The sequence below is a fragment of the Salipiger thiooxidans genome, assembly GCF_900102075.1.
In the GTDB taxonomy this organism is placed as follows: domain Bacteria; phylum Pseudomonadota; class Alphaproteobacteria; order Rhodobacterales; family Rhodobacteraceae; genus Salipiger; species Salipiger thiooxidans.
The window spans coordinates 132,122-151,372 of record NZ_FNAV01000005.1 but is presented as its reverse complement, the minus strand read 5'-3'; the positions used below and the strand labels follow the sequence as shown (position 1 = coordinate 151,372).

The window sequence follows — 19,251 nt, the reverse complement described above, 5'->3', positions numbered from 1 at the left end:
AAATTCGCATGACAGGAAGGCTTCGGGAGGGCAGAAGCCATGCGCGTGCTGATGATCGAGGATGCGGCCGACCTCGCCGCGGGGGTGATCGCACGGTTCTCGAAATCGGGCATCGCCTGCGATCTCGCGGGGAGTCTCGCCGCCGCGCGGGACCATCTCGCGGTGCAGGGCTACGACGCGCTGGTGCTCGACATCAACCTGCCCGACGGCTCGGGCCGCGACCTCCTGCGCGAGATCCGCGCCCGCGGCGACCGCACGCCGGTGCTGATGCTGACCGCGCTTTTCACCATCGACGACCGGGTGGCGGCGCTGGATCTCGGCGCCGACGACTACCTCGTGAAGCCCTTCGACCAGCGCGAGCTCGAGGCGCGGCTGCGGGCGCTGGTGCGCCGCGACGCCGAACAGAAAGGCGACGAGCTGGCGCTGGGGCAGCTGCGCTACTCGCCCGCGCAGATGCAGGCAACGCTGGATGGCAACCGGCTCGACCTGACCCGGCGCGAGGCGGCGCTGCTCGGGCTGCTACTGCGCCACGCCGACCAGCCGCTCAGCAAGGAGCGGCTCTACGACGGGCTCTTCGCCTTCAACGACGCCGACGTCGGCCTGAACGCCATCGAGCTCTACATCGCCCGTCTGCGCAAGAAGCTCGCGGGCAGCGACGTGGTCATCCTGACCCAGCGCGGCGTAGGCTACCGGATCACCCGGGATGGCTGAGCGCATCGCCATCCACCCGCAGGGGCGCAGCCTGCTGACCCGCGTGCTGCGCGCGGTGATCGTCCTGTTGCTGGTGGGCGGGGTGCTCGCGGCCGCCACCTCGTGGTTCAGCGGACGGCAGGCGGCACGCGAATCCTACGACCGGCTGCTGCTCGGCGCCGCCAGCGACATCGCCGAATCCATCCGCATCCAGAACGGCGAGGCCATGGTGGACCTGCCGGTCTCGGCCTTCCAGCTGCTGGCCCAGGCGCCCGACGACCGGGTCTCCTACGCGGTGCGCGGCCCGGACGAAACCCTGATCACCGGTTTCGACGACGCCCCCAAGGCCCCCACCGAACGCCCGCGCATCACCGGCCCGCGCTTCTTCGATGCGACCATGCAGGGCGAGGAGGCCCGCTTCGTCGAGATCACCCGCCGTTTCGCCGAGCGCGATTTCTCGGGCGAGGTGCGGGTCACCGTCGGCCAGACGCTGCGGGCCCGCGACGCGATGACGACGCAGCTCATGCTCGAGGCGGTGCTGCCGATGGGTCTCGCCGGGATCGCGCTGCTGGTGGCCTCGGTGCTGACCATCCGCTCGGCCATGCGCCCGCTCGAGGCCATCGCCGACGACCTCGCCACGCGCGACCCCTACGACCTGACGCCGATGCCGACCGAGAACGTCCCGCGCGAGGTGGCGGTGATCCTCGAGGCGATGAACCGGTTCATGGCGCGGCTCGACCGGCAGTTCGACGCCATGCGCAACCTGATTTCGGACAGCGCCCACCAGTTGCGCACGCCCGTTGCCGCGATCCGCGTGCAGGCCGAGACCGCGCTCGATGCCGAGGACGACACCTGCCGCGATGCGGCGCTCGACCGGCTGGTCCGCCGCACCCGCTCGCTGGGCACGCTGCTCGACCAGATGCTCTCGCGCGCGCTGGTGATCCACCGCAACGACAGCGCCCCGCGTCAGCGGCTCGACCTGCGCGAGGTGGCGCTCGACATCGTCGACAGCCGCGACCACGAGGCCATCGCCCCCGGTGTCGAGGTGGGTCTCGTCATCGGCGAGGACGCGGTCGAGGTGCTGGCCGATGCCTTCTCGCTGACCGAGGCGGGGCGCAACCTGCTGTCGAACGCGCTGAAACACGGCGCGCCCCCCGTCCGCATCGGGGCCGATCGCGACGGCGGCATGGCCCGGCTCTGGGTCGAGGATGCCGGCCCCGGCCTGCCGCCCGAACTCGACGGAAGGCTCGGCGAGCGGTTCCGGCGCAGCACCGCCTCGCGCGAGGATAGCGCCGGCATCGGGCTCTCCATCGTCACCGCCGTGGCCGAGGCCTTCGACGGCCGCATCGAGGCCCGCCGCAGCGCGGACGGCTTCCGCATATCCCTTGTCCTGCCTGCCGCGGAGCCCGAGACATGATACGCCTCCTTGCCCTCCTTCTGACCGTCGCAACAGGCTTCACCCTCGCCCCGCCCGTCTCGGCGCAGGAGGACCGCGCCCGGATCGGCAACGGCAACACCGTGCTCGAACTGCGCTCGACCACCGACGTGGCGATCATCCGCCCCGCGCTCGAGGCCTTCGTCGAGCAGAACCCGCAGCTTTCCATCGAGTACGAGCAATGGGGCTCGAACGCGCTCTATGCCGACAGCCTCGCCGCCTGCGCCGGCGAGGAGCCCAGCGCCGACGCGGTGTTCTCGTCGGCGGTGCACCAGATGGTGGCGCTGGTGAACGGCGCCTGTGCCCGCGACTACCAGTCCGAGGCGACGCTGAACCTCCCCTCGGCCCGGCGCTGGCGCAACCAGCTCTGGGGCGTCACCGAGGAGCCCGCGGTCATCATCTACAACAGCGCCCTGCTGGCCGAGGAGAACGTGCCGCGCACCCGCTTCGCGCTGCTCGACCTGATGCGCAACACGCCGTTGTCGCTGGCCGGACGGATCGCCACCTACGACATCGAATCCTCGGGGCTGGGCTATCTCTTCGCCTACAACGACAGCCTCGAGGCCACGACCTTCGGCGCCATGCTCGAGGGCTTCGCGCGAACCCAGGCGGTGGCCACCTGCTGCTCGGCCGAGATCATCGGCGCGGTCTCCGAAGGGCGCTTCCTGCTCGCCTACAACGTGCTGGGCTCCTACGTGGCCAATGCCGCCCCGGCGGACGTGGGCGTGATCCTGCCCGAGGATTACACCCTGTTCCTGACCCGCGGCTACATGATCCCCCGGCAGGCGCGGCAGCCGCAGGCCGCGGGTCGTCTGCTCGATTTCCTGCTCTCGACGCAGGGGCAGACGATCCTGCGCCGCGCCGGGCTGATCTACGCTCAGGACCCCGAGGAGACCGCGCTTCTGCCCAGCGCCCGGCGCGCCATCGCGCTGGCCCCGCCGCTGCTGGTGGCGCTCGACCGCAGCAAGTCGGCGCAGTTCCGCACCCTCTGGCGCACTGCCTTCGCCGCCATCGCCCTGCCCTGAGGCTCCCCCTCGGGAACGCTCAGCGCCGATAGCTGCGCCGCCGAGGCGGTGAGCGGCAACCGGGGCGAGACCTCGCGCAGCGCCGGGTCGAGAGGGCTGGTGAGGCGCTCAGCGTGCACGAGCTCGTCTGCCTCGACATGGGGGACGACAGGCTCGAGTTCACGGCCAAGAACAAGGCCCGCATCGTCTAGGTGATCCGCAAGGTCCAGCCCGCCTTCATGCTCTCGCATTCGCGGTACGATCCCTGCAACACCGACCACATGAACACGACGCAGGTGGTGCTGGAATGCCGGATGATCGCCCAGGCCGGGGGCCACAATCCCGGCGAAGAGGTCCTGGGGGCGCCGCAGCTCTATCTCTTCGAGCCGCACCAGACCGAGCAGACGGGTTGGAAGCCGGACACCTTCCTCGACATCACGCCGGTCTGGAACCGCAAGCGCGCCGCCATCGAATGCATGGACGGGCAGCACCACCTCCGGGACTATTACACCCGCGTCGCGCAGCAACGGACCAACCACTTCAAGCGCAACTCGGGCGGCCAGTCCGGCGGGCACGACTGCCAGTACGCCGAAGGGTTCGAGAGCGCGTTCCCGCGTACCGTGGACGCGCTCTGAGCGCGGCCGAGGGAGAGAACCTTATGACCGACATGACCAACCCGACCGACGCGCGCGAGCCCTGCTTCGACATCGCCCGTCCCGGGCATGTCGAGATGCCGACCGACCGCCACGGCGAGAGCCTCGATTCCTTCACCCGGGTCTACGGGCTGAAGCCACCGGGCGAGGACGCGACCAGCGCCTGCCTGCGGGCCCGGGACGCCTACGAATTCGCCACTCCGAAGCTGACTCGTGCCGGGACCACCGGAGTCGGGCACATCGGCTACCGCACCGCCTCGCCGCAGGCACTTGCACGGCGCGTGAGCGCCGAGGGCGGGGCCCGGCTCGGCGGCGTGCCCGGCGGCGCGGCCCCGGTGCCGTTGGTCTTCGAGGGGCTGGCGGGCTCGATGTGCGGTGCGCTGCTGCCAAGCGGGCGGCACGTGGACATGATCGGCGGCGTTGCTTGCACGCTGATCGACAACGGCATGCCCTGCGTGATCCTCGACGCGCGCGCGATGGGGCTGCGCGGCGACGAGACCCGCAAGGCGCTGGACGCGCACGAAGCGCTGAAGGCGCGGCTCGAGTCGATCCGCCTGATGGCAGGCCCGCTGATGGCGCTCGGCGATGCGGGCGCGCAATCGGTGCCGAAGATGACGCTGGTCCCGGCGCCGCGCACGGGCGGCGCCATCGCCACCCGAAGCTTCATCCCCCACCGGTGCCGCGCCACCATAGGCGTCTTCGCAGCGGTGAGCGTGGCCACCGCCTGCACCCTCGGAGAGGGGCCGGCGGTGGCGCTTGCGGTGTTGCCCGAGGGCGAGCGCTTTGCAGTCGAGCACCCGGGCGCCGCGGCGGAGGTGCTGATCCGTCGCGACGCGGCCGGGCGGGTCACCGGCGCGGGCACCCTGCGCACGGCGCGCAAGCTCTTCGAGGGACGGGTGTTTCCGCGGGCCTGAAGTCGTTGGGCGGCAGGCTGCGCCTCTCGCGCCATTGCAAGACGTGGGGCGGCGCATCTCGATGCCCTCCGCGATGGGTCAGGTGCGTGTGGTCTGGCCCCGCTATCCGGTGCCCGTTGAGTGCCCACCGCCCGACTTTCGGGTCCAGGCAGGGTGGGCCTCCCTCAGTCCGAAAATCGGTGCCGATCGTCCTGTCCCCGCTCAACTGTCAGGGACGGGTCGGGTTTGCCTGCCCCGCGTAACCACAGGTGCGAGCCGGCGGACCCACCCGCGGACCTCTCTACGATGCCAATTGCCCCTCTTGTCCCCGCACCACTCACCGGTGGAGGTTGGCTGATCTGCCCTTCATCCTCCTCTCGGGACCGGGTCAGCCGCTCCTTCTGCGCGCCACTCGAAGAGTGCCGGTAGGCGGCCCCTCCCGAGCCGCAGCCTTCAGCCAGCCGGGCTGGACGCCGCTGGCCATGAGCTCCTGCCGGATGGCGCGCGCCACCCCGGCCTCGGCGGCGACCCAGGTGTAGCTGCGGGGCGGCAGCGTCACCCCGGCCAGCGCCTCAAGGAAGGGCGCGGCATCGGCGGCGGCGCCTTCGGGGCGGTGCACCCAATGGCCGGTCCAGTCGGCGTCGGTGTCGAACTGCTGCTCTTCCTCGGTCCCCTGCACGGTGACGATGGTGGTCACCGAGACGCCGGCGGGCAGCTCCTCGACGCGGCGGCCGATGGCGGGCAGCGCCGTCTCGTCGCCGATGAGCAGCCAGTGGTCGATCTCGCCTTCGATCACCGCCGAGCCGCGCGGGCCGCCGACCATGGCGCTGTCACCGGCGCGGGCATTTCGGGCCCAGTCGGCGGCGGGACCGCCCTCGTGGTCGAAGACGTCGATCAGCAGATGGCCGTCCTTGTAGCGGCGCGGGGTGTAGTCGCGCATGGCCATGTCCTCGCCACCGGGGACGAAGAGCTTCACATGGTCGTCGGGCTAGGCGCTGACGAAGCCCGCGAGATCGGCGCCCGCGAGCGTCAGGCGGATCATCCTCGGGGTCAGGCGTTCGGTGCGGGTGATAGTGAGGCTGCGGCGCTTCAGCTCGTGGCGCAGCCGGGTCACGCGAGGGGTCGGCGTGGCGGAAGGGGTGTCGGTCATCAGTAAGGTCGTCCTTTGCGAGGTGCCATCTGCCTGACCGGGGGGGTTGGGTGTGGCACGGGGTCTGGTCGAAAACGTCGAAAACGGGACCCTACCGGCGGCTCTCGCCATCGCGGGCGAAGCCCTCGAGAAAGAGCCGCATCAGGTCGGCGGCGTCGGGCTGGCCGACGAAGGTCATGGCGGGCGCGTAGGCGATCTCGTGCAGCAGTGCCCCGAGCGTATCGGCGTCGGTGTCGGCGGGGATGCGGCGCAGCACCACCATGCCGAGCAGCGCCCAGTGGCGCCGGAGCACGACGCGCATATCCTCGACCGAGGCGCCCTCGCGCTCGGCGAGCCGGGCGAATTCGAGCAGGGTCAGAGGCCAGAGACCGCCGTTGCGGCGGCTGCCCGCCCAGTCCACGAGCAGTGCCTCGATCGCGGTGCGGTCCGGGGCCGCCTCGATGCCCTCGATCAGGCGGTCGAGCGACGCCCGGCCCGTGGTCTCGAACACCTCGAGACAGATCGCAGCCTTGCTCGGGAAGTTGGCGTAGAAGGCGCCCTTGGTGAAGCCCGCCTGCGCAGCGATGGCCCCGACCGAGGTCGAGGCATAGCCGTCGCGCGCGAAGAGAAGCCCCGCGGCCCCGAGCAGGCTCTGCCGCGTCATCGCATTGCGTTCCTTGCGCGTGAGCCTCTCGGCCATGGTCGGAATCCCGTGCCTGCCCTCGTGATTTTCAGATACCGCAGGGTATCCGTACCGTAAAATACCAACCGGTATTCAAATCCGACAGGACCGGGCCGCGACCACCGTGCCTGTTTGAAGCAGAGATCCGTCGGGAAGATGACGACCACACACGGGACATCGAAGGATACGGGCCATGGCGGCGCGAGGCCTCCCGAAGCCGTGACAGCGCGTCCTGTCGACTTTTCCGGCCCGGGGCACTATAGGTCCGCTACCGGTCGCGATCTGCCGACCGGGTTATCCGCCACGTTTCGCGACCCCATCACGGGTGCGGACGCGGCGTTCCTTGCAATACCGGACCGCCTTGCCCCCCTACGGGGGATCGGAGCCGCGACGTGTCTGCCCGCCCATCCGGGCGGCTGACAAGGCCATTGGCGTTGGCGCGTCCAGAGATTTCAGACAAAGGGTAGTCCCATGCCGAATGAAAAAACGCTCCATCGTTTTCATGCCGCCTTTGCCACCGGCGCCGGCGGCGCCATCGCCATTTTCACGCCGGAAGCTCCCGAGAAGGACACCGGCACGGCGCAGCCCGCGGTGGATGCCGCAGGCCCGCTGCCCCGGTCCGGAGCTCATCAGCAGCTCTGACGCGGCCCGGGCACAGCCTCTCACGAAACGCGAGCTCCGAGTGATCTTCTCGGGGCTCATCCTCGCCATGATCCTCGCGCGCTCGACCAGAGCATCGTGAGCACCGCCCTGCCCCGCATGGCGCGCGATCCTGGCGCGCTGGCGCATCTCTCCTGGGTGGTCACCGCCTTCATGCTGAGCTCTACGATCGCGACGCCGATCTGGGGGCAAGCTCAGCGACATGTTCGGGCGACGGACCTTCCTGATGATCTGCATCCTTACTCTTCGTGGCCGCCTCGGCGCTTTGCGGCGTCGCGCAGTCCATGGGCCAGCTCATCGCCTTCCGCTTCCTGCAGGGGATCGGCGGCGGCGGGCCGATGACACTGTCGCAGACCGTCATCGCCGACGTGGTGACGCCCCCAGAGCCCATGCGCTACCAGGGCTTCTTCACCGGCGCCTTCGCCTTATTGAGCGTCGCCGGCCCGCTGATCGGCGGCGAGCCGAACCCGGCGCAGGCGGGGTTCATGCTGCTCAGCTCGATCTTCGGCGGGCGGCTGTCCTCGGACACCGGACGGCCCAAGCTGTTCATGGCCGGGGGCATCGCGCTCGGGGCGACGGGGCTGAGCCTGCTCGCGCTCTTGGCGGTGAACCAGGCCGGGATCCCGTGGTTGCTTCGCGCGCTGGCGGTGCTTGGTCTCGGCATGGGCGTCGCCATGCCCAACACCACCGCCATCGTGCAGAACGCGGTGCCGCGCCCCTGGCCCGGCATCGCCACCTCGAGCAAGTCTGTCTTCCGCTCGCTCGGCGTCGCGGTCCCGGGCGGGGTGATGTCCGGCCTGCCGGGCGCGCGGCTCGACCGGCTCGCCTCGGAGATCGACGTGCAACCGGTCACCGACGGCGGCATGGCGGTCATCGGCACGCTCTCGCCGGAGCTGCAACCGGGGATCGCCGAGGCCTTCCGGCAGTCCATCGCCGTCAGCTTCGGCATCGGCGGCGCAGTCATGGGTTTTGCCTTCCTGCTTGCCATGTCATTGCGTGGCACCACATTCAGCGAAAGCAGCACGGGCACGTCCGTCGAGGAACCTGCCTGAACCCGCCGCCGATGGGAGCCCAGCCGCCGCCCGGTCCCCGGCCCTAGAGAAATGCCCCCGGTCCTTTCGCGTCCGGGCACTCATCAGGAGGCAATGATGACCCGAACCCTGATCGCCGGAGCCATTCTTCTGCTCGGATCAATGGGCGCCCAGGCACAGACCGGCCTGACCAGCGAGATGACCCGCGTGATCGGAGCCCTCAACCTGCGCGAGGTCGTGATCCATCCCGACAACTGGGGCCCGGACATTACCGCGACCCTGCCCGGCGGCGCCCGGATCGAGCTGGATTTCCACCGGCGGGGCAGCCCGCTGGAAGAAATCGAAAGCGCACAGAACGAGCCCTTCCCCGCCACCGAGATCGCGGCCCTCGTGCCCGAGGCGGTGCGTACGAATCCGAACTACCCGTCGGACGGCACCTTCGAGAAGGTCGAGTTCGACACCCGCGGCATCGAGCTCGAGGGCAAGGACGGCGACGGCCGCGACTTCGAGGCCGAGTTTACGCTGGACGGACGCCTGCTGGACTTCGAGAGCGACTGACCCTCGAACGCGGGTCGTGACGCCGGTCAGCTGTCGGATGTCTTCCGGACGTAGAGCTCCATCCGGTGGTGGACGATCTCGTAGCCGAGCTCGGCCGCGATCTCGGCCTGCAGCCGCTCGATCCGGTCCGAGGCGAACTCGATCACCTCGCCCGTGTCCACGTCGATCATGTGGTCGTGGTGGTCGGTCTCGGCGGATTCGAAGCGCGCAGAGGCCCCTTCGAACTGGTGGCGCTGGATGACGCCCTGGCTCTCGAGCGTCGAGAGCGTGCGATAGACCGTCGAGAGCGAGATCCCCGGCACCGCGGCCTCGGCCCGGCGGTGCAGCTCGGGCGCGTCGGGGTGATCGCCCGCTTCCGCCAGCACGCTCAGCAAGGCTGCCCGCTGGCGCGTCACGCGGATTCCCGCGTCGCGCAGCGCCTGCGTCATTTCCTCGATGCTCTTCATCCGCTCGTTCATGCATCGGTTTTGCCCGCCCGCCCGGCGCTTTTCAAGGTCTTGTTGCAAATGACTTGCAAGTGAGTTGACAAATGCAACTCAGTCGCATTTGCATGTCGACAAGCAACAGGAGACCGTACCACATGCTGACCAGACGAGCCGCGCTTGGCCTCATCGGCGCCGCCGCACTGGCGGGCAGACCCGCCCTCGCGCAGGGCGCCAAGCTCAAGGTCGCGACGACCTTCACCGTCATCGCCGACATGGCGCGCAACGTGGCCGGGGACGCCGCCGAGGTGGTCTCGATCACCAAGCCCGGCGCCGAGATCCACGGCTACCAGCCCACCCCGCGCGACCTCGTCGGGGCGCAGGACGCGACGCTGATCCTGTGGAACGGGCTGGGGCTCGAGCGCTGGTTCGAGCAGTTCCTCGCCAATCTTGGCGACATCCCGGCGGCGGTGGTCTCGGACGGCATCGAGCCGATGGCGATCTCGGGCGGCGACTACGCCGGCAAGCCCAACCCGCACGGCTGGATGGCGCTCGACTCGGCGCTGCTCTACGTCGACAACATCCGCGACGCGATGGCCGGGGCCGACCCCGCCAACGCCGCGACCTATGCCGCCAACGCCGAGAGCTACAAGGCCGAGATCGCGGCGGTGATCGGCCCGCTGCGCGACGCCGCCCATGCGCTTCCCGACGAGCGCCGCTGGCTCGTGACCTCGGAGGGCGCGTTCTCCTACCTCGCCCGCGATTTCGGCCTGCGCGAGGTCTATCTCTGGCCGATCAACGCCGACGCGCAGGGCACGCCGCAGCAGGTCCGCACCGTGATCGACACGGTGCGCGCGCACGAGATCCCGGTGGTTTTCTCGGAATCCACCGTTTCGGACAAGCCCGCCCGGCAGATCGCACGCGAGACCGGCGCGGCCTATGGCGGCGTGCTCTACGTCGACAGCCTGAGCGAGCCCGACGGCCCGGTGCCGACCTACCTCGACCTGCTGCGGGTGACCTCGGAGACCATCGTCGGAGGGCTGGGGCAATGAGCGACGGCATCCGCGCCACCGCCCTCACGGTCACCTACCGCAACGGCCACACGGCGCTGCGCGATGCGTCCTTCGCGGTCCCGTGCGGGTCGATCGCGGCGCTGGTGGGCGTGAACGGGGCCGGCAAGTCGACACTCTTCAAGGCGCTGATGGGTTTCGTGCCGCTGGCCATGGGCTCGGTCGAAATCCTCGGCCAGCCGGTGCGCGCTGCGATGAAGGCGCAGGCGGTGGCCTATGTCCCGCAGGCCGAGGAGGTCGACTGGACCTTCCCGGTGCTGGTCGAGGACGTGGTGATGATGGGCCGCTACGGCCACATGGGCTTTCTCCGCCGCGCCCGCCCCGACGACCGCGAAGCCGTCGACGCGGCGCTCGACCGGGTCGGCATGTCCGGGCTGCGTCACCGCCAGATCGGCGAGCTGTCGGGTGGCCAGAAAAAGCGGGTCTTCCTTGCCCGCGCGCTGGCGCAGGACGCGCGGGTCATCCTGCTGGACGAGCCCTTCACCGGGGTCGACGTCCGGACCGAGGAGCAGATCGTCTCGCTGCTCCGCGAGCTGCGGGCCGAGGGCCGGGTCATGCTCGTGGCGACACACAACCTCGGCTCGGTGCCCGAGTTCTGCGACCGCGTGGTGCTGGTGAACGGCACCGTGCTCGACCATGGCCCCACCGAGACCGTCTTCACCCCCGAGAACCTGCGCCGCACCTTCGGCGGCACCCTGCGCCACGTGCTGCCGCAGCTGGCGGCGACCCCTCCCCTGGCCGAGCCGCAAGAGCGCGACCGCCCGCTCGCCGAAGCCGCGGGCTGCGGGGCGCTGCGATGAGCACCCTCGCCGAGCCCTTCTCCTACGGCTACATGACCAACGCCATCTGGGTTTCGGCCCTGGTCGGCGCGGTCTGCGCCTTCCTTTCGGCCTATCTCATGCTCAAGGGGTGGTCGCTGATCGGCGACGCGCTGAGCCATGCCATCGTGCCCGGCGTCGCCGGCGCCTGGATGCTGGGGCTGCCCTTCGCCTTCGGCGCCTTCCTGTCGGGCGGCCTCGCGGCGCTGGCCATGCTGTTCCTGCGCCAGCGCACGGGGCTCAAGGAGGACGCGGTGATCGGCCTCATCTTCACGTCGTTCTTCGGGCTCGGCCTGTTCATGGTCTCGCTCGATCCGGTGGCGGTGTCGGTGCAGACCATCACCATGGGCAACATCCTTGCCATCACACCCGAGGACACGCTGCAGCTCGCCCTCATCGGAGGCGTGTCGCTGGTGGTGCTGCTGGCCAAATGGCGCGACCTGCTGGCGGTGTTCTTCGACGAGGCCCATGCCCGCACCATCGGCCTCAACCCCGGCGCACTGCGGCTGCTGTTCTTCACCCTGCTGGCCGCCTGCACCGTCGCCGCGATGCAGACCGTGGGCGCCTTCCTGGTGATCGCGCTGGTGGTGACGCCGGGGGCCACCGCCTACCTGCTGACCGACCGCTTCCCGCGCCTGATCGCGGTTTCGGTCCTGATCGGGGCCGTCACCTCGGCGCTCGGAGCCTACATCAGCTACTTCCTCGACGGTGCCACCGGCGGCGTCATCGTCTGCCTGCAGACCCTTGTCTTCCTGCTCGCCTTCGTCTTCGCGCCCAAGCACGGCACGCTCGCGGCGCGGCGCCGGGCGCGGCAGGCCCTGACGGAGGCCCGCTGATGGAGACCCTGCTGCTGCCGCTGCAATTCCCGTTCATGCAGAACGCCTTTCTCGTGACCATGCTGATCGCCCCCGCGGCGGCGATGCTGTCGTGCCTGCTGGTGCTGAGGGGCTGGTCGCTGATGGGAGACGCCACCAGCCACGCGGTGCTGCCGGGGGTGGTGCTGGCCTACATGGTCGGGCTGCCGCTGATCCTTGGCGCCTTCGTGGCAGGGCTCTTCTGCGCCATCGCGACGGGCTTCATCCGCGACCATTCGCGGGTCAAGCAGGACACGGTGATGGGCGTGGTGTTCTCGGGCATGTTCGGGCTCGGGATCGTGCTCTACACCCGGATCGAGAGCGCGGTGCACCTCGACCACATCCTCTTTGGCAACATGCTGGGCGTGGGCGCGGGCGACCTCTGGACCACGGTGCTGATCTCGGGTGCCGCGACGCTGGTGCTGCTGGCCAAGGGGCGGGATTTCCTCGCCCATGCCTTCGACCCGGTGCAGGCGCGGATGATCGGGCTGCGCACCGGCTGGCTGCACTACGGGCTGCTCGCGCTGCTCTCGGCCACGATCGTGGCGATGCTGTCCTCGGTGGGGATCATCCTGTCGGTGGCCTACCTGATCGCGCCCGGTGCCATCGCCTTCCTGCTGACCCGGCGCTTCGCCACGATGCTCGCGGTCTCGGTCGCAGCAGCGCTGCTGGCAGGGCTTGCCGGCACCTACGCGAGCTTCTGGCTCGACAGCGCCCCGGCGCCGACCATCGTGCTGGCGATGACGCTCATGTTCCTTGCGGCCCTCCTGCGCCAGAGCCTGCGCAGCCGCACCGCCTGAGGCGCACACCGCAGGCCCGCGCTTGCGGACTGCGGGATCGCCCGGGACGCAGGGGCTGACGGGGCGCCCGGGACAAGCCGTCTTGACTCGCGGGGACGCAGCAGAGCAAGGGAAGGTGCAGCTCTCCTCGGGAAAATCCGGTCTTGTCCAGCAACCCCTACGAAAAGGCCGGCTTCTACGACTCTGCCATCGGCGCGGGGCGGCACCGTGCGATCGTCGGCGGCCGCTGGGACGAGACCGGGCGAATCCAGATGGCGATCCTGCAGGAGGTCGGGCTGCTGCCGCACCACCACCTGCTCGACATCGGCGCCGGTGCGCTGCGCCTCGGCTGCAAGGCGGTGCCGTATCTCGAGCCGGGCCACTACTGGGCCACCGACGCCTCGCGCGAGATCCTGCTCGCCGGGCATCGCGCCGAGCTTGCCGACCCGTCGCGGCTGGACCCGGCGCGGCTGATCGCCGACGCCCGCTTCGAGTTTCCCGGCGTGCCCGACACGATCACCCATGCCATCGCCTTTGCGGTCTTCCCGCACCTGCCCATGGCCTACCTGCGCCGCGCCCTCGCCAGCCTGCGCCGTTTCGAGCGGCTCGAGCGATTCCTGTTCACGGTCTTCCTTGCCCCCGACGCGGTCACGGCGCTGTCGCCGGTGCGCCAGCCCGACGGCGTGGTGACCCACGACCTGCGCCCGCCCTACCACGTGCTGGCCGAGGACGTGGTGCACATGGCGCAGGTCAGCGGCTGGCAGGTGACGCGCAAGGACGTGATGCTGCCGCGCGGGCAGGTGCTGTTCTGGGCCGAGCCGCTGCGGGCCTGACGGCTGATCTCTGCCGAAATCCGCGGCAGCGCGGCCTGTCCCGCGCCGCACCATCGCACGCCTCATACGAGACCCATTCCCGTCGCCCGCACTTACTGGCAGAGTCGTCCGGAACCGAAGGAGGCGCGGGAACCGAATCGCGAGCTGCCTCCCACGCCTCGCCGTCGGCGTCGACCAGAACGGCTTTTCCCAGGTCATGAGATGCTTCTCGAGCTCGGCTCATTCTCGCCCTACGCGGCCCTCCTGCTGATCGCGGCCGTCTTCGCGCTTTTTCTGCTCGAACGCTTCTCCTCCGAGGTCACGGCGCTCGGCGGCGTCGCCGTTGCGCTGCTGGTCGGGCTGGTCTCGGTCGAGGACGTGCTGGACGCGCTCAGCAACCCCGCCCCCGCCACCATCGGCGCGATGTTCGTGCTCAGCGCCGCGCTGGTCCGGACCGGGGTGCTCGACGCGGTGGCGGACTGGCTGGGCGGGCGGCTCGACCGCAGCCCCGCCGCCACCATCGGGCTGTTCTTCCTGCTCGCCGCCGCGGCCTCGGCCTTCATGAACAACACGCCGGTGGTGATGATCCTCATTCCGGTGGTCTTCGGCCTTGCCCGCAAGCTCGGTACCAGCGCCTCGCGCTTCCTGATGCCGCTGAGCTTCGTCGTCATCATGGGCGGGACCTGCTCGCTGATCGGCACCTCCACCAACCTGCTGGTCGACGGCGTGTCGCGCGACCTCGGGCTGGTGCCGTTCTCGCTGCTCGAGATCGCACCGCTGGGCTTGGTGCTGGCGCTGGTCGGCGGCACCTTCGTGGCGCTGGCGGCGCCGGTGCTGCTGCCCGAGCGCCACGCGCTCGGCGACACGCCCTCGCTGGGCGCGCGGCGGTCGTGGCAGGTCGAGCTCTTCGTGCCCGAGGGCTCGCCGCTGATCGGCCGCCCTGTGACCGAGGTGCCCGAGTTCCGGCGCAGCGCCACGCGGCTGGTCGACCTGATCCGCGACAACGTCTCGCTGCGCCGCGCGCTGCCGGGACAGGTGCTGCAGGCCGGTGACCGGGTGGTGCTGCACGCGCCCGACACCGAGGTGATCGGCTTCCGCGCGGCGGGATCCGGCGGGGCGGCGGGGCTCACCATCGCCGGCACCGAGCCCGCGGGCGCGCGCCGGCACGTGGTGGTCGAGGCGCTGGTCCGCGACCGCAGCCGCAACTTCGCCGAGCTCGGCTGGCGCCGCAGCCACGGCGTCTACCCCATCGCGGTGCACCGGCAGGGCAGTTCGGTCGACCTCGCCGACAAGGAGCTGCACCTGCGCCCCGGCGACACCGTGTTGCTCGACGGTCCGGCCGAGGACATCGTCCGGCTCGCCCGCGACGAGCACCTGATCCTGCTTGCGCCGATGGAGGCCCGCGCCTTCCGGCGCAGCAAGGCGCCCATCGCGCTGGCGATCATGGCGGTTGTGGTGCTGGGCGCGGCGCTGGACCTCGCGCCGATCCTGCCGCTGGCCATCGTGGGTGCCGCCGTGGCGCTGCTCACCGGCTGCGTCGAGCCGGACGAGGGTATCGGCGCCATCGACGGGCGCCTCCTGCTGCTCATCGTCAGCATGCTGGTGCTGGGCACTGCCATGGACCGCAGCGGCGCCATGACGCTGATCGTCGAGGTGCTTTCGGGGCCGCTCTCGATGGCGAGCCCGCTGGTGGCACTGGCACTGATCTACGCGGTGACCTCGGTGCTGACCGAGATCGTCACCAACAACGCCGTGGCGGTCATCATGACGCCGATCGCCGTAGGAGTGGCCTCAACGCTGGGGCTCGACCCGCGCGCCTTCGTGGTCGTGGTCATGTTCGGGGCCAGCGCCAGCTTTGCCACGCCGATCGGCTACCAGACCAACACGATGGTCTACAACGCCGGCGGTTACCGCTTCACCGACTTCCTGCGGCTCGGCCTGCCGATGAACGTCATCGCGGGCGTGGTCACCGTGCTGCTGGCGCCAGTGATCTGGCCGCTGACGCCGTGAGGCGCGCCGCTCAGCCCGCCTCGGCCCGCTCTGCCCGTGCCACCACGACGCCGGTGTTCCAGCTCTCGCAGGAGCGGGCCAGCGCGGACGACAGCGGCTCGTCGGTCACGAAGAGATCGACCTCGGCCAGCGAGGCGATGCGCGCCGGGGCGCTGCGCTTGAACTTGGAGTGGTCGGCGACGAGGTAGGTCTTGCGCGAGTGGCGCAGGATCGCCCGGCTCACGCCCACCTCCTGGATGTCGAAGTCGAGGATGTCGCCCTCGGCATCCAGCGCCGAGCACCCGATCACCGCGAGGTCGAACTTGAACTGCCGGATGCTGTCGGTGGCCAGCGTGCCGATCAGCCCGCCATCGGTGCGCCGCAGGGTGCCGCCGGTGACCAGCACCTCGCAATCGGGATTGGCCACGAGGATGTTGGCCACGTTCATGTTGTTGGTCACCACCATCAGGTCCTTGTGGTGCAGAAGCTCCTGCGCCACGGCCTCGGTGCTGGTGCCGATGTTGAGAAACAGCGAGATGCCGTCCGGGATCCGCGCCGCGCATTCCCGCGCGATCGACGCCTTGCCGACGTTGTTGAGATGGCGCCGCTCTTCATAGCCGATGTTGATGGTGCCCGAGGGCAGCACCGCACCGCCGTGCACCCGCTCGAGCCGGCCGGCGTCGGCAAGCTCGGTCAGGTCGCGCCGGATGGTCTGCAGCGTCACCCCGAAATGCTGCGCGAGCCCCTCGACGGTCACCTTGCCGTCGCGACGGGCGATCTCGAGGATTTCAGGATGGCGGAAGGACTGGGACATGTCTTTTCGGTTTCTTTCGCTTTTTCCGCATGTCCCTTAGGAAACCGCCATTCACATTCGAAATCCAGCGAAATCGGTGCTGCATCTGCAAAATAGCAGATGACATTTTGGCATTATCGCAAGGGCTTGCCGGCTAAATGTCTGAAATTCAAAAGACGAACACAAACGAAAACAAATCGCTTGCGCGATTGCTCGGTTCATGATTACCCTTTGCTCACGATCAGGGGGAGTGAAGCGTGAGCGAAAGCCGCGACATAAAGCGTGTCGATCTGTTCGTGATCGGAGGCGGCATCAATGGCTGCGGCATCGCACGCGACGCCGCCGGCCGTGGCCTCTCGGTCACGCTGGCCGAGATGGACGATCTCGCCTCCGCCACCTCCTCGGCCTCCACCAAACTGTTCCACGGCGGGCTGCGCTACCTCGAGTATTTCGAGTTCCGGCTCGTCCGCGAGGCGCTGATCGAGCGCGAGGTTCTGCTGCGGGCGATGCCCCACATCAGCTGGCCGATGCGTTTCGTGCTGCCCTATCACCCGTCCATGCGGTTCGAGAGCGAGACGCCCACGTCGAAGCTGCTGACCACGGTCATGCCCTGGATGAAGGGTCGCCGCCCCGCCTGGCTGATACGGCTGGGGCTCTTCATGTACGACCACCTCGGCGGACGGAAGATCCTGCCCGGAACCACCACGGTGTCGCTGCGCGGCACGCCCGAGGGCGCGCCGCTGCAGGACCGGTTCGAGACCGCCTACGAGTATTCCGACTGCTGGGTGCAGGATTCGCGGCTCGTGGTGCTCAACGCCCGCGACGCCGAGGCGCACGGCGCGACCATCCTCACCCGGACCAAGGTCACGCACGCCCGCCGCGACGGCGACATCTGGCAGATCGAGACCGTGGACACCGTCACCGGCGACCGCCGCACCCACCACGCCCGGATGCTGGTGAACGCGGGCGGGCCGTGGGTCGGCGACATAATCCACGACAAGATCGACCTGCCCTCACGCGAAGGCGTGCGGCTGGTGCGCGGCTCGCACATCGTCACCCGCAGGCTCTACGATCACGACAAGTGCTATTTCTTCCAGGGCACCGACGGGCGGATCATCTTCGCGATCCCCTACGAGCGGGACTTCACCCTGATCGGCACCACGGATTCCGAACACACCGACCCCTCGCGGCGCCCGGAATGCAGCCCCGAGGAGCGGGACTACCTGATCGCCTTCGCCAACCGCTACTTCAGGCAGGCGATCTCGGCCAACGACGTGGTCTGGAGCTATTCCGGCGTGCGCCCGCTCTACGATGACGGCGCGTCAAGCGCGACGGCGGCGACGCGGGACTATACACTCAAGGTCGATGACTCGGGCGGCGCTCCGGTGCTCAACATCTTCGGCGGCAAGATCACCACCTACCGACGGCTGGCGGAAAGCGCGCTCGAGAAGATCGGCGAGCATCTGACGGTCGGCAAGGGCCCGTGGACGGCGGGCGCACCGCTGGCGGGGGGCGATTTCCCGGTGGATGGCGTGCAGGCGCTGATCGAGGGGCTGGAGAGGGACTACCCGTTCCTCGGCCCCGACTGGGCGCTGCGGCTGGTGCGGACCTACGGCACCGAGGCGCGACGCTTCCTCGGGTCTGCGACGACCGCGGCGGATCTGGGACGGGACTTCGGCGCGACGCTGACCGAGGCGGAAATGATTTGGCTGATGCGCCGCGAATACGCGCGCACGGCAGAGGACGTGGTGTGGAGACGCACCAAGCTCGGGCTGCGCCTGAGCGAGGAGGAGATCGCGGCGCTCGATGGCTGGATGACATCCCGCCGGGAAGGCGCTGCCGCCGCGGAATAGCGCGGCGAGACATACGGCGCACGGAGGAGGACCTTATGTCGCTGGAATTGCAGGGCGTGTCGAAGACCGTCGAGGGGCAGGTGCATATCGCCCCGACGGATCTCACGCTTGAGAAGGGCACGATGAACGTGCTGCTGGGGCCGACGCTGGCGGGGAAGACCTCGCTGATGCGGCTGATGGCCGGGCTCGACGCGCCCAGCACCGGCAAGATCATCTGGGATGGGCAGGACGTCACCGGCATGCGGGTCCAGGACCGCAAGGTGGCCATGGTCTACCAGCAGTTCATCAACTACCCGTCGATGACCGTCTACGACAACATCGCCTCGCCGATGAAGCTTCTGGGCGCTGACAAGGCCGAGATCGACCGCCGCGTGCGCGAGAGCGCCGAGCTGATGAAGCTGACGCCGATGCTCAAGCGCAAGCCGCTCGAGCTGTCGGGCGGCCAGCAGCAGCGCTGCGCGCTGGCCCGGGCGCTGGTCAAGAACGCGGGGCTGGTGCTGCTCGACGAGCCGCTCGCCAACCTCGACTACAAGCTGCGCGAGGAGCTGCGGATCGAGATCCCCAAGATCTTCGAGGCCTCGGGCTCGATCTTCGTCTACGCCACCACCGAACCCGAGGAGGCGCTGCTTCTGGGCGGCAACACCGCGACGCTCTGGGAGGGCCGGGTCACGCAGTTCGGCCCGACGCCGCAGGTCTACCGCCAGCCGCGCGACGCCACCACGGCGCGGGTGTTCAGCGATCCGCCGATGAACTTCCTGCAGATCTCCAAGACCGGCGACCGGCTGATGTTCGGCGACGGCCAGAACGCGCGCGCCACCGGCAAGCTCGCCGAGCTTGCGGACGGGCGCTACACTGCCGGGTTCCGCCCCAACCACCTCGAGATCCGCCAGCACGCGCCCGATGCCATGCGCTTCACCGCTGAGCTGCTGGTGACCGAGCTGACCGGGTCCGAGACCTTCATCCACCTCGATCACCACGGCGCGCGCTGGGTGGGGCTGGTGCATGGCGTGCACGAGCTGACGCTGGGGGCGCCGCTCGACCTCTGGCTCGACCCGCGACACGTCTACATCTTCAGCGAGGCAGGCGACCTTGTCGCCCCCGCCGCCTACGCGCTGGCTGCCTGAGG

The 19,251-nt window shown here is 69.5% G+C and carries 21 protein-coding genes; 16 read left to right on the top strand and 5 right to left on the bottom strand.

Annotation, left to right across the window (positions count from 1 at the left end; all coding sequences use genetic code 11):
* Positions 1 to 39 precede the first annotated feature (39 nt).
* The 5 genes from BLQ77_RS08980 (at position 40) to BLQ77_RS08960 (ending at position 4,696) form a co-directional block, all read left to right on the top strand.
* Entirely contained in the window at positions 40 to 711 is a 672-nt protein-coding gene (locus BLQ77_RS08980) for a response regulator transcription factor (protein WP_089958080.1), read from the top strand.
* Entirely contained in the window at positions 704 to 2,107 is a 1,404-nt protein-coding gene (locus BLQ77_RS08975; RefSeq protein ID WP_089958078.1) for a sensor histidine kinase, read from the top strand. The genes BLQ77_RS08980 and BLQ77_RS08975 overlap by 8 nt, the downstream gene beginning before the upstream one ends.
* On the top strand, positions 2,104 to 3,150 hold the full coding sequence (locus BLQ77_RS08970) for an ABC transporter substrate-binding protein (RefSeq protein WP_089958075.1): 1,047 nt from the start codon (positions 2,104 to 2,106) through the stop codon (positions 3,148 to 3,150). The genes BLQ77_RS08975 and BLQ77_RS08970 overlap by 4 nt, the downstream gene beginning before the upstream one ends.
* Positions 3,151 to 3,341: 191 nt before the next feature.
* A complete protein-coding gene (locus BLQ77_RS08965; protein WP_242661669.1) occupies positions 3,342 to 3,764 on the top strand; it encodes a PIG-L deacetylase family protein in 423 nt (140 codons plus the stop codon).
* 23 nt (positions 3,765 to 3,787) lie between these two features.
* Positions 3,788 to 4,696: a PrpF domain-containing protein gene (locus BLQ77_RS08960; RefSeq protein WP_089958073.1), complete on the top strand. Its 909-nt coding sequence runs from the start codon at positions 3,788 to 3,790 to the stop codon at positions 4,694 to 4,696.
* Between the two features lie 367 nt (positions 4,697 to 5,063).
* On the opposite strand, the gene BLQ77_RS08955 is transcribed toward BLQ77_RS08960, so the two are convergent.
* The 3 genes from BLQ77_RS08955 to BLQ77_RS08950 all read right to left on the bottom strand — a co-directional run bounded on the left by BLQ77_RS08955 (position 5,064) and on the right by BLQ77_RS08950 (position 6,504).
* A complete protein-coding gene (locus tag BLQ77_RS08955; RefSeq protein WP_242661668.1) occupies positions 5,064 to 5,651 on the bottom strand; it encodes a siderophore-interacting protein in 588 nt (195 codons plus the stop codon).
* Positions 5,652 to 5,663: 12 nt separating this feature from the next.
* The gene (locus BLQ77_RS29295; protein WP_242661667.1) at positions 5,664 to 5,825 is read right to left on the bottom strand and encodes a hypothetical protein; all 162 of its coding nucleotides are present in this window, start codon (positions 5,823 to 5,825) and stop codon (positions 5,664 to 5,666) included.
* A 91-nt stretch (positions 5,826 to 5,916) separates the two neighbouring features.
* Positions 5,917 to 6,504, bottom strand: a complete 588-nt coding sequence (locus BLQ77_RS08950) for a TetR/AcrR family transcriptional regulator (protein ID WP_089958070.1) — start codon at positions 6,502 to 6,504, stop codon at positions 5,917 to 5,919.
* Positions 6,505 to 6,957: 453 nt separating this feature from the next.
* Between BLQ77_RS08950 and BLQ77_RS28720 the strand changes: the two genes are divergently transcribed.
* The 3 genes from BLQ77_RS28720 to BLQ77_RS08940 all read left to right on the top strand — a co-directional run bounded on the left by BLQ77_RS28720 (position 6,958) and on the right by BLQ77_RS08940 (position 8,735).
* A complete protein-coding gene (locus tag BLQ77_RS28720; protein ID WP_008886806.1) occupies positions 6,958 to 7,128 on the top strand; it encodes a hypothetical protein in 171 nt (56 codons plus the stop codon).
* Between the two features lie 266 nt (positions 7,129 to 7,394).
* Complete coding sequence (locus BLQ77_RS08945) at positions 7,395 to 8,198, top strand: MFS transporter (protein WP_207545829.1); 804 nt, start codon at positions 7,395 to 7,397, stop codon at positions 8,196 to 8,198.
* A gap of 96 nt (positions 8,199 to 8,294) precedes the next feature.
* Positions 8,295 to 8,735, top strand: a complete 441-nt coding sequence (locus BLQ77_RS08940; RefSeq protein WP_131822003.1) for a hypothetical protein — start codon at positions 8,295 to 8,297, stop codon at positions 8,733 to 8,735.
* Between the two features lie 26 nt (positions 8,736 to 8,761).
* Here the strand turns inward: BLQ77_RS08940 and BLQ77_RS08935 are convergent, their stop codons facing one another.
* The gene (locus BLQ77_RS08935; RefSeq protein ID WP_050782375.1) at positions 8,762 to 9,193 is read right to left on the bottom strand and encodes a Fur family transcriptional regulator; all 432 of its coding nucleotides are present in this window, start codon (positions 9,191 to 9,193) and stop codon (positions 8,762 to 8,764) included.
* A gap of 122 nt (positions 9,194 to 9,315) precedes the next feature.
* Between BLQ77_RS08935 and BLQ77_RS08930 the strand changes: the two genes are divergently transcribed.
* The 6 genes from BLQ77_RS08930 to BLQ77_RS08905 all read left to right on the top strand — a co-directional run bounded on the left by BLQ77_RS08930 (position 9,316) and on the right by BLQ77_RS08905 (position 15,500).
* Positions 9,316 to 10,209 carry a metal ABC transporter substrate-binding protein gene (locus tag BLQ77_RS08930; RefSeq protein ID WP_089958065.1) on the top strand — a complete coding sequence of 298 codons (894 nt, stop codon included), beginning with the start codon at positions 9,316 to 9,318 and terminating at the stop codon, positions 10,207 to 10,209.
* Positions 10,206 to 11,027, top strand: coding sequence for a manganese/iron ABC transporter ATP-binding protein (locus BLQ77_RS08925; protein ID WP_089958062.1), 822 nt, complete (start codon positions 10,206 to 10,208; stop codon positions 11,025 to 11,027). Before BLQ77_RS08930 ends, BLQ77_RS08925 begins: the two co-directional genes overlap by 4 nt.
* Positions 11,024 to 11,881 carry a metal ABC transporter permease gene (locus BLQ77_RS08920; RefSeq protein WP_089958060.1) on the top strand — a complete coding sequence of 286 codons (858 nt, stop codon included), beginning with the start codon at positions 11,024 to 11,026 and terminating at the stop codon, positions 11,879 to 11,881. The genes BLQ77_RS08925 and BLQ77_RS08920 overlap by 4 nt, the downstream gene beginning before the upstream one ends.
* The gene (locus BLQ77_RS08915) at positions 11,881 to 12,699 is read left to right on the top strand and encodes a metal ABC transporter permease (protein ID WP_089958057.1); all 819 of its coding nucleotides are present in this window, start codon (positions 11,881 to 11,883) and stop codon (positions 12,697 to 12,699) included. The genes BLQ77_RS08920 and BLQ77_RS08915 overlap by 1 nt, the downstream gene beginning before the upstream one ends.
* A gap of 143 nt (positions 12,700 to 12,842) precedes the next feature.
* Entirely contained in the window at positions 12,843 to 13,511 is a 669-nt protein-coding gene (locus tag BLQ77_RS08910) for a class I SAM-dependent methyltransferase (RefSeq protein WP_089958055.1), read from the top strand.
* Between the two features lie 201 nt (positions 13,512 to 13,712).
* Positions 13,713 to 15,500, top strand: a complete 1,788-nt coding sequence (locus BLQ77_RS08905) for an SLC13 family permease (protein ID WP_089958052.1) — start codon at positions 13,713 to 13,715, stop codon at positions 15,498 to 15,500.
* 10 nt (positions 15,501 to 15,510) lie between these two features.
* On the opposite strand, the gene BLQ77_RS08900 is transcribed toward BLQ77_RS08905, so the two are convergent.
* Positions 15,511 to 16,293, bottom strand: a complete 783-nt coding sequence (locus BLQ77_RS08900; protein ID WP_089958049.1) for a DeoR/GlpR family DNA-binding transcription regulator — start codon at positions 16,291 to 16,293, stop codon at positions 15,511 to 15,513.
* 236 nt (positions 16,294 to 16,529) lie between these two features.
* Here BLQ77_RS08900 and glpD point away from each other — a divergent pair, with 236 nt between their 5' ends.
* Together glpD and BLQ77_RS08890 are read left to right on the top strand one after the other, a co-directional pair.
* Positions 16,530 to 18,125, top strand: a complete 1,596-nt coding sequence (glpD, locus tag BLQ77_RS08895) for a glycerol-3-phosphate dehydrogenase (RefSeq protein ID WP_089958047.1) — start codon at positions 16,530 to 16,532, stop codon at positions 18,123 to 18,125.
* 35 nt (positions 18,126 to 18,160) lie between these two features.
* Positions 18,161 to 19,249 carry an ABC transporter ATP-binding protein gene (locus tag BLQ77_RS08890; RefSeq protein ID WP_089958044.1) on the top strand — a complete coding sequence of 363 codons (1,089 nt, stop codon included), beginning with the start codon at positions 18,161 to 18,163 and terminating at the stop codon, positions 19,247 to 19,249.
* The last annotated feature ends 2 nt before the right edge of the window (positions 19,250 to 19,251 follow it).